Source organism: Candidatus Aegiribacteria sp. (assembly GCA_021108435.1).
Lineage (GTDB): Bacteria > Fermentibacterota > Fermentibacteria > Fermentibacterales > JCC-6 > Aegiribacteria.
In genome coordinates, this window is sequence record JAIOQY010000084.1 from 24,271 (window position 1) to 35,478 (window position 11,208).

Consider the following 11,208-nt stretch of genomic DNA (forward strand, 5'->3'; position numbering starts at 1 on the left):
TGGTGCCGGGAGAGGGACTTGAACCCTCACGCCCCTAAGGAGCAACGGATTTTAAGTCCGTTGTGTCTGCCAATTCCACCACCCCGGCAGCATAGTCTGTTTGTTAACGCAGAATATACGAAAGCATATTGTGTAGTACAAGCAATGTTTGAGAATATTCTCGAAGAATGTCTATTCCGAGATAATCAGACACCTTCCCGTTTCAATGGAATTCCCAGCCTGAATGCTGTAGAGATACATTCCGGATTCAATACCGGCAGGATTCCAGTCCACGGAGTAAGTTCCAGGTATCTGCTCTCCCTGTGTCAGTACAGAAATCAGTCTCCCTCTTATATCGAATACTCTGATGGAGACTTCACATGCGCCGGACAGTGAATAGACAAATGCGGTCTGAGAACAGAACGGGTTCGGATAATTCCGGATCGAACTGATAAGTCCGTAACCGTAATCACCTGTCTCAATTCCTGTTCCGGGATAAGTAAATTCGTAGAGATCAACGCCGGTATCTCCTGCGGAATTTGACCCGGATACCTGTACGGAATAAGCTCCATCACCGGAAGCTGCAAAAGTTCCCTCCCAGTCGGTTCCACTGCCTGTCATCTCTACAAAAGCTACGGAATCATCGGGAAACTCCACTCTCAGCATAGGTATGGAGTTCAGTTTCATGTAGTACATAGCTTTCGGTACATGGCGGCCATATTCGCCTCGCTCAAAAATAACATGAATATTCATGTATCCATCAACTTTGCATTTTACATACCTGACCTTCTGACTCGACAAAAAAGCGGCTTCCTGAATCAGTGTAAGGTCATCATCACTCATCGGCTGTCCTGCACCGTCGAGATTGCCGTTGATCTTCGTATAATAGGCTGATGTGGTCTGCTGGGAACTTTTTGCCCATACTATATGGATGTTGTCTTCTTCATCGATATCCATCTGCGGAGCCCAGACCTGATTGCTGGAATTTGTAAGGAAACTTTCGTCGATGCAGATACTTCCATCCGGATATAGCTTCATATAGGTAAGAAGATTCGAGGCTCCGGTCCATTGCTGCCAGATGATGTGCGCGTTTCCGTTGCTGTCGCAGCATATCTGCGGTTTGTTCATCTGATTGGAACCATTGTAGCACAGAGAGATAGGAGTCGCCCAGTTTGCTCCGCCGTCATCGCTGTATGAACAGGTTATATCATGCATGTCACAGGACCAGACAATATAGATTCTTCCATCCGGTGTGACAGCGGTGCGTATTTCGTTAGTCCATGCGTCCGCTCCTGTGATAATGGTTTCCCCGTTAACGAGTATTGTACCGTCCGCACCGATTTTCGTAAATTGAATACTGGAGCTGCCTGAAAAACAGTAAGTGATATTATCTTCATCAACTATTCCTTCAGCATCAATTGTAGGCTGCTCAAGATAGATGTTCGTGAAGGGATAATTGACGATAAGAGGATTGCCTCCGGGGCCATTCCAGTTAAGGTTCTCTTCATTGACATCCCCGTTGTTTTCAAGAACGTACATGTCAAAATTGCTGTTCGGGTCGGAATACTGATAGAGTTTGACCCCGGCGTAAATCATGTTGTCGATATCTCTGCCGATCCTTGTGTTAAGCCACCAGTAGTCCCAGTTTGAATGGCTCCAGATTCCTTTGTCATTAGACCAGCCCTCAAAGAGATCTTCATTAGAAATAACATTAATGGTAATGTCCCCGCCTGATTCGGTATGGCTTATTGTAAATACCGGCGGATCGGAGCGATCAGATACAATCCTTGCTGATGATATTTCATTCGATAAATCGGGTGTTTCGGAATATCCGATATCATCCGGAATCATCGGATCTCCGGAAATCGCGAAACAGGGCACCACACACAGAGCAACCATGCACATACCGAATCTTACAGCAGACATTTGAACCCTCCTTGAGTTTCCTGCGAACTTTTCGCAAACAGTATAAAATTAAGTATTAATATTATTAAACATTCAGCGATCTATGTCATGTCGAAAATTAAGAACCAGTGCCACCCACCATTAAAAACGACAAATGAAGGCTCTACGACTCTATCCCACCGATGGGGCCACTTATCCAATCTAATTTCTTGTATGAATGCACAAGTTCGAATCCTGTTTGGGGTACCAGACAGAATGCACAGCAGAAATATCACTACTTACAGCACCGGAAGATTTCCAAGCAATATTCGTATTGTAAAGTAAGTCAAAGGGATACTGCAATGAGGGTTTGATGGTTCCTTCATTTAAGATACAGTTCGATAATAGGTTTTCAAGGAATGGTTTCTTTTCATTGTTTGGTGCCTTAACAAACAGTCTGCCAGCACTTTGATTGAGTTCTAAGATTCCTCTTGCGGTACTAAGAGGATCATGTATTGCAGAAGCTTCAAGGAAAGAAAGCTTCTCATTAATTACATCAAGTTCTCTTCTTATCTCTGCATCCTTCTGATCAAAACGTATCACAGTAATTCTTCCATCCAGCCTATCGTCATACAACACCTCTGAACGTCTCTGAAGTCTCTCACGCTGAGATGCAAGCCTTACCCGTGCTTCTTCAAGGGTTTTGCGTTCATCTATTGTTTCAGCTTCCAACCATTCAATAAGCAGATCAATTATTCCTTCGTCTATTCTCAAAGTTCTAAGGAATGCTGAGAACTGAAGATCAAGTTTCACTTCTCTTACAGATGGCTCTCCATGGTGCCAGCCTTTGTGTCCGGTGCAGTGGTAGTAAGTGTATTTGCTCTTCTTGCGCTCCGCTGTAATCGCACACCCACAATGACCGCATTTCATTAAGCCGGTATATGCAAATACATATGACTGCTTCCGCTTCTCTACAGACCGCTCACCAAGCATATCATGTACATTGAACCACAATGAAGCGCTTACAATGGGTTTATGCTTACCATCGTACTCTATGCTGTTCCATAAGAACTTACCTCTGTATACTGGATTTCTAAGCATCATGTGTATATTGGAATTGCTTACCTTGTTACCTTTTTTCGAACGCAACCCTATTGAGAACAGTTCAGATGCAATTGTACTTATGGAAACATTGCCTTCAGCATATCTCTCATACATATGCTTTACAAGCGGAGCATTTACAGGATCAGGTACAATGATCTTCACACCGCTTGCATTAACGGTGTTTATGTATCCTAGAGGTGCTACAGAAGGATAAAGACCTGCTTCAGCCTTTGCTTTCATGCCTTTTTTAGCTTCAGCACTGATGTTACGGCTTAAGTACGCTGCTTGAGCTATTTCAATGTCCTGCATGAAGTGATCAGTAGGAGATGAATCACGTGACATTACCTTGCCTTCACGAACGAAATGTATCTCAATACCGGTCTTTTCAATGTCCAGTGCAAGGTAATCAGCCATGTTTCGTGTAAGACGGTCTGTTTTCTCAACGAGAATCACATTGCATTCACTATGTTTGTCAATATATGAAAGCATGGTGTTAAAGCCGGTTCGTCCGGTACTCCGCGCAGTTTCAGTGTCAATGTACTCATGTACAACAGTAAAACCATGTTGTGCAGCATATGAACGTAGCATTTTAAGCTGCGCTTGTATCGAAAAGCCTTCTTTTTCCTGTTCCACTGTTGAAACACGTGCGTAAATGCACGCGTGACGCATGTTACCCCCCTTGTTCATGTGTATGTTTCCTTTCTGTAAGGCATATGTGTTTTATAGTGAATTGTATGTAATCCCGTAAACACTGCTTACAACCAATATGTAAAGCATATGTAATCTGTATTTTTCGCAATGGGAATAACATGCTGTAAAGCTTGTTCTCAAGGGTGTTACAGCATGAAAACATATACAGTTGAATGGGAAGAGCATTTACAAGGTATGTATTTATGCATTTCACATAGTAAATACTATGGTTTTTCAATGTGCATAACATGCTGTAAAACTCGTTCTCAAGGACGTTACCGCATGAAAACATATACAGTTCAATGGGAAGATCATTTACAAGGTTTGCTTTTATGCATTTCACATAGTAAATATTATGGTTTTTCAATGTGCATAACATGCCGTAAAACTCGTTCTCAAGGACATTACCGCATGAAAACATATACAGTTGAATGGGAAAAGCATTTTCAATGTATGTTTTTACCCGTTTCGCATGGTGATCAGTATTTATTCTGCACGGAAATACACAGTGCGGAGATAGATTAAGCAGCATTGTCAATCTCCTCTATATTGGTGTCTTCCGTTTCAACTGATTTGTGTCCCCGATAATCGACATTACCACTTGTTGTTATAGGGTCATTTCGATTATCGGGGATACAAACAGGTTCTTCAGGAGGGTGTGTAAAAGAATCAACATACTCTCTTGTTTTATCTGAAAGCCAGAATTCGTTTTCAGTTCGTCCTTGACCGAAAGAACAGTCAAGAACCTTAACAGAATATAGATCACTCGCAATTCTCTCATTGGTTCGTTGAGGTAGTCTTGTTATTAACCGTAATTCATTCAGAGTGAAATAGTGATTCTCAGCTGCTTTCTCACGCAGATAGATGGCTTCAAGTATCTGAGAACGCTGTTCTGGTATGGTATCTAAGGCTACTCTTACAACAGTCTGCCATGCTTCCGCAAGAGAGCATCCTATAGCAATACAACCGCAGAAAAGACCGTATAGCTGTTTTGCAAGCCTTGCATAGCCTTCAGTGGCATGTATGAACTGAATATCTCTACTATAGCTTGAACGCTCTACAGGAGTCCTACAGTCTGCAACAAAAGCCGTCAAAGGAGTAATGTAATCATGAATGTAACTCAAGGATTTCATTTGCAGATCAGAATCAGGTTCAAAATCCTGAAATAGCTGTCCTGCGAGTTCCTGCATTTCCGCTCTTATTTGCTGTTCCTTACCTGATGATCTAAGAGCAGTGCGAGCTTGAACCATCCTCAGATCATCGTTGTTGTAAACTCGAATAGTGAGGAATCGGTCTCCCATGACACTGAAAGCGGAACGGTGCTTCTCAATTTCTGAGGTTACAGCTGCAAGAACCCCCAGTCTTCCATGCCATTCTTTATGTGTGCCGCCATCATTTCCGAAGTATCTGATAAAGTCACCGTCATAAATTTCTCTAAAAGCACTGAATACTTCAGCAGCAACATCTGGATGTTTTGAGAGAAGTGATGTCATATCCTTGAAGATTATAAAGCCGAAGTCACCGAACTTCTTAAGGAGTCCTCCTGTTGCACCCTTAACTTTGTCCTTCTTTGAAGTACCGGAAAGAAGAGAGCTTTTGGTCAGATCACTTACTACTTCCGTGTCGGGAAGATTGTACATTGAACCGAGTATTTCAGTTTTACCGCTTGAAGGCGGTGCAACCATCATCATCCAGAGAGGGACTTGCTTCAAGTAGTTTGCTGCATATGTGGCAAGAGCAACTCTTACCGGTAAGAGATCTGACAAGGTTAATAGTTCAGAAACCTTGTTTTCTATCTCTAGCAGCTTTACCCTTCTATAAGGAAAGCGTATAAAGGAATTCACCGGAGATTCCGGCTTGAAAGTAAGTATTTCAGCAAGCATCCTTATACTCTCCTTCCTTCACAGGGAGAGCAGCAGTAGCAGCTTGCTTCTCATTCTCTGAGTGCCATTTGGCAAGCCATCTGAAGTGTATTGAAAGCCTTTTCATGGCTACTCTGACTTGTTCTGCGGAAAGTTTGACATTGTAGCATTTCTTAAAGTGCGTTTGGGTTCTTTCTAATAGGTTTTGCATGATTGCTTCTCTTCCTTACCCTGGCTTCCTGCTCTAAGCACGGCTCAGGGCGCACTAACTCATTGATCAGCGCAATTGTGATAAAATTTATTCTCATTTAATTTCCTCCTTTTGCATTTGCATTGTTCATTAACAACTCATCCAATATTGTGTATGAGTGCCTTCATTTCCTTTATCGCAGAAATGAGGGAAAGAGGGGGAACACTGCCTTCACCGTTATAGTAAGCCAGAATGTCACTATTTCTTTCCGGCTTATCTCCAAACTTGAAGATGGTTCGGTTTCCAGACTTACCAAGTCCTGCAAGCAAATATCCTGTAGATTTCAGGAAGCTTGCCAGATAGAAGTCTGTGGTTTCGTACTCCGGTGGAGACTCTTTGTTAAAGTTCTCTTCTGCATTATGTGGGTGCTGAGTCATAGTTCAACTCCTTTCATAAAAAAAGGTTAATTGTTCTCTATCCAATGATATCATTCTCCCAACTGTCCATTAGATCACGAATATGGTTGATCACTCCGAGTTGCTTCTCAGAGGGAAGCTTTTCAGCTTCTTTCCTGAGTTCAAGCATTAATTCCTTCCATTCATTCTTAGATATATCTTCTTTGTCATGTTCACCCTTTAACACAGCTATGAGAAGCATTATGATAACTGTTACTCCAAGCAAATCTCCCATTTTGTCAAATCCTCTTACAGCTTCAGACATCTTTTCAGGGTGCTTCTTTACTGCATTCATTACATCTGAAGAGATTTTTCCTGAAAGAGAGAGCATGTAGTCCCTGTTACCGCCTAAAGTATCGGCGATGGCTACTATTTTCTCCTCTGATGGAGGTTTAAAGAGACCTCGTTCAATACGAGATATGTACCCAGAGCCAAGACCGACAATTTCACCAAGCTTGCGCTGGCTGATGCCTTTAGCCAATCTAAGTCTCTTCATTTCCCGTCCAAAACGTCGATCACTAAGAATCATTTAAATCCTTTCTGCATTGCTGACTGCTGATGTATAACTCAGCACCAAATCATTGTCAAGCCAACTACTCAGTTAATGTGTGATATTCATCTAAATTAGACGATCTGATTTGGGAAGCTAACGATTAAATACCTTTAGGTTCATCAGTTGAGAAGCGAAGTGTATACTCAAAAAGAGTTTGCGCATCCATTAATGTTCTATCAACTTTTCGACGTATGTTGTCGCTCAACAATGATGATGGAAATAGAGTCCATAACTGTGATAAGTAATTAGCAGGATATACAATTGCATTAGATGATATTGCAGAATCAAGACCAGGATTGATGGGATAATGCCTTAGAATGTCTTCAAGTTTGGTTCTTAATTGTGTATGCAAACCAGTTATTTCAAGCCATGAACTTAGGAGGAGTAAATATCCTAAAAGAATTCTTGGGTACTCTTGTGAATTTGCAGCTCGTATATTGGAGTATACTTCGATGATCATCTCGCCAAAGGTACATAGAACGACATCTACAAAGCAACTATTCCTTTCAGTCCTGAATACAAGTCCAAGAGCAGGAATCGCCATTAGATTCTCGTATTCTGTTAACCAATAACAATCGTTGTCAGGTTCGATTAGGATTTTTGAAGATCGAACTGCTAATTCTCGGAAGAATACTCGGAAATATCTAGTAACAGATTCAATCCAATCATGGGTAACACCAATTCTATCATCGATCGAAAGAGTATTGATCCAGAAAAGAATTGCAATTGCTTTGGACAAATGTGACCATTGTAGTGAGTCTTGATATATGCCGTTGCAAGTAGTCAGAAGTGAATAAACACTGTGGATTTGTGAAATTTCATCTCTCGCATGAGCTAATGCATACTGAATACTCTCTGGTGAGTTTGGCCTACCTTGTTCATGTAACAGAGAGCTTGTTCTTTCAATTCCATCAGGTCCAATTTTGCACATACTAACTAGATAGCATTCAAGGAGGTGATCTTGATTAAGTACTGGGTGAATAAGGGGTGGAAAAGGCTCAATAATGACATTACAGGGATAATTGTTGAGTTTAACCTTCATAATTGAGCATACTATATCTAACCAATTTCCAATAAATTTTGATTTCAAATGGCCATACTCGATAATATGCATGCAGTACTCACGAAACACTCTATTCAAAGCTTCAAGTACAGTATTCATCAATGCAGTATGCCAGTGACTATTGGAGTAAGCGCAGGCTAATCCTATTGATTCTAAATGCTTTAGCATTGTGAACTGAACAGAACGTACACGTCCAAGTTTCAACGATTCATTACATACTAAACCTATCGCTAGTACTGCCTTGCTTGTGGATGCTGTATTTTTTAACCCCAATGTCCAAATCGCGATATGCTCGAGTATCATCAACCAAGGTTCTACTAGGCTGATATTGTTTAGAGTTTCTATTTCGATTGATCTACATACATTTAGTGTAATGTTCTTCACACTATCAGTTAAACATTCTAAATACTTTTCCTTGGTCGAATTGGTGCATTCATTAATTAGTTTAAGGATCTCACTTGTGAGAAAGAGATTAAATTGATCTAAGAAGTTGGTATAGCTACCTCTGAGGAAAAAGTACTTGTATGAGTACTTTGATAATTGATCAAGGGTAAATGATACATTAGCTACAGTATCTGCTTCTATTCCACGTCTAATAACAACAAGAAGAGGTTCTACTGCCTTAATCGCTTCAAGATAACACATATCTGGTAGCTGATTCCCTATTACAAAGGATAATGGTTGTGAATAGAAGCCCAGAATATGTGATCTGAATACATGATTGAACCTAGAACCACCAAATATAACATCAGGTGTATGTAAGTTGAATTTCTTTTTCAGTATAGATTCAGACCGATACCGATATAGTAGCAGCAAGGAAGATTGTTCAGATAATTTGAATGCATATACTGCATAAGCTATCACTGATATAAATAATATTGCTACAAGTAACAGGGAGAATACAATAAAGCTTGTGTGACCTAGACTGAAGAAAGGTGAGACGACAGCACATAGGAAAATGGCTATAAGAAGCATCCATATTGCTTTAGTTATTCTAGAGAGTGCATTCTTCGCGATTATTTCAGGAACTATTTGAGCAACTCGATTCTGCACAAATGCTGTTGCTGCAAATGTCATTGGGATAAACATTCCAAGGAAAGACAATAAAACGGATAGTGTTAACATAGTACCTGGAGTGATTTTCTTAGGTAGAAATCCCGCAAGATGACTCAAATACGTAGGCAAGAGCACAAATCCAATACAGACTAAAAAGAACACAAACCAGAAAGGCATTCCTGGACTACGTGGGAACCTCTCACAAAAATCCTTAGTCTTTCTTAAAACTAAATACATTACGTTCACTATTTTCTTAATTGCTCTGATTCTTAAGGCTGGTATAAACGAACAGATGATTGGAACCATCATTATAGCAATAGTTAGTATCCTGCTTAATTCGATGAGAGACAGGACATAACCAATAGCAACAGAAGAAATAGTTGCAGATAGGTATAAAATTGCGCTTGGGAGCAATGCAAAAGGATTTATATACTGAAAGTCTAAATTCATTCAGAAATTTCTGATTCAGTCTTCTTCATTAACGTAGTTATAAAGCTAGATGAATTTCTGTATATGCTGATAAGAGCTCTAATAAGAATAAGGAATATGAATACTATTAATAATAAGCCTACAAATAGTTGGCCTTGCATTACGAGAGGAGTATCAGTCTGCATAAATATTGAGAGACTAAGTGTCATATGATCTGAAGAGCTAGTCTCATTAAATAGCCCGATCAATAGAAGAATGAGAAAAACCACTCCGCAAGCAAGAATCACTGCAAGTATCTGAATGATCATATTCACAATGATGCGAAAAATTATCTTAAACATAATCTATACTTACATACTATAGCACATATTGAACTCATCCATACTACTCCATGCATTATCAGGTTCAAGAATCTATTCATTGTTAAAATAATCTAATACATGTAATAATCATCATGCTTCAGCTGTTTGTCCATACTACATGAAAAAGCATTTTGTGATAGTACGTAATACAATGCTTCAATTTTACATCAATATAGAGGCACATAGATATCATATTGAATCCGTTTAGGATTAATGAGACCTAGCACTCTGTGAACCGTGACTTCATCATAGTGACCTCTTGTCTTGAATTTACCAGAAAGTCTCATCCTTACAAGTGTCCTCCAAAGGTGGAAGCTTACATGATACTCATAGGCTTTCAACCTCTCCGCATTAATAGACTGAAGCATATTCGGATTCTGGAGAAGGAACCAGAGTTCCAAGAGTATCCACTACGGGGTGCCATAGAAGGGAATGTAGAATGTAGAATCATTGTGGAATATTCTCTGGAGTTTATTCTTGCTTCTCAATTTCGTGCCGAGCTTCTCTTTCTAATTGACGTTGTATTATGCCGATATCCTGAATGTTATAAACAGCGATTTCTTTCTTACAATCTTCGCAATAGTAATAATCATAAGGTTGTCTACCTCTAATGTGTCGAGTACATGTAATCAATTCTAGATCACAATCCGGACAAAATGGGCCATATATTAATGGCAAAGAATTACTAAAGGTATATCTCCACTGTAGCCCTTTTTTATCTTTGACTAATCTGCGTTTCATATTCCCTACTGTTACTTCGCGATCCTTCTTCGATGAAAAGTAATGAAAGCATTTTCTATAAAGAGAGATAGTAGCTAGAATTAAGAGTAGAGCAATCAGACTTAGTGGAAGTGAGATTTCGAATACAGCTAGGTGATATATATCTAAGATAGCATTCAAAACAGAATCCCATCCAATTCTGAAAGCCGATTTCAATAGAATTAGTATCACACCTGATCCAATTGAAATGAACCAAGGATTTTTGTGTAGTTTTAAATGCTTGATCCTCATTTATCGAAAATCCTGTTCTTTGCTCATTATTCAGAACGAAGTAAACTAGTTTCGATAACATATGAGATACTTAACTAATTAGTGAGTGTTAAGAAAAAAAGCATCTGGATAAGAGAATGTACGGTGCTACCTATTCAAACACTGTGCAAAGTATAACCATTCTTCGTTATCAATCATTTTTTGCATAGTAAAAACAATATCACTTTGAAGAGATAGTTCTAAATGCAATTACTACTAGGTACCAAAGTTCTAAGAGTGTCCACTACGGGGTACCAGATTTCAGGATTTAGAACTCATCCCCATCTATTGCAGCAGTTCGAAATACCTCCACCAGGGGGTACCAATAATCAGAGTTTAGAACTCATTTCCAGCCTTGGCAGCAGTTCAAAATACCTCCACTACGAGGTACCATATAATCCTGTAAAGAATGCTTTCAGATGTATCGAAAAATAAGAATATTCGATCCTTCGACCGGATCCCAGGTAGTGTAACTCTGTCTGTGTGCTTCTTCAATTATCGAACCATACGATTCATGAACGAATATCTGCAAATCGCTCTTACCAAGTCTTG

The 11,208-nt window shown here is 39.8% G+C and carries 6 protein-coding genes and 1 tRNA gene; all 7 read right to left on the bottom strand.

All coding sequences use genetic code 11. From position 1 onward, the window contains the following. Positions 1-88: transfer RNA gene (locus tag K8R76_05285), tRNA-Leu, on the bottom strand. A gap of 83 nt (positions 89-171) precedes the next feature. Further along, positions 172-1,905: a T9SS type A sorting domain-containing protein gene (locus tag K8R76_05290; protein MCD4847586.1), complete on the bottom strand. Its 1,734-nt coding sequence runs from the start codon at positions 1,903-1,905 to the stop codon at positions 172-174. 180 nt (positions 1,906-2,085) lie between these two features. Continuing rightward, positions 2,086-3,654 (bottom strand): recombinase family protein, encoded by a 1,569-nt coding sequence (locus tag K8R76_05295; GenBank protein ID MCD4847587.1) that lies wholly within the window; start codon positions 3,652-3,654, stop codon positions 2,086-2,088. Positions 3,655-4,178: 524 nt separating this feature from the next. Continuing rightward, complete coding sequence (locus tag K8R76_05300; GenBank protein MCD4847588.1) at positions 4,179-5,540, bottom strand: hypothetical protein; 1,362 nt, start codon at positions 5,538-5,540, stop codon at positions 4,179-4,181. Between the two features lie 327 nt (positions 5,541-5,867). Further along, positions 5,868-6,146: a DUF5659 domain-containing protein gene (locus tag K8R76_05305; protein ID MCD4847589.1), complete on the bottom strand. Its 279-nt coding sequence runs from the start codon at positions 6,144-6,146 to the stop codon at positions 5,868-5,870. A gap of 37 nt (positions 6,147-6,183) precedes the next feature. Continuing rightward, complete coding sequence (locus K8R76_05310) at positions 6,184-6,693, bottom strand: helix-turn-helix domain-containing protein (protein MCD4847590.1); 510 nt, start codon at positions 6,691-6,693, stop codon at positions 6,184-6,186. A 124-nt stretch (positions 6,694-6,817) separates the two neighbouring features. Beyond that, positions 6,818-9,286, bottom strand: coding sequence for a hypothetical protein (locus K8R76_05315; GenBank protein ID MCD4847591.1), 2,469 nt, complete (start codon positions 9,284-9,286; stop codon positions 6,818-6,820). Positions 9,287-11,208: the final 1,922 nt, after the last annotated feature.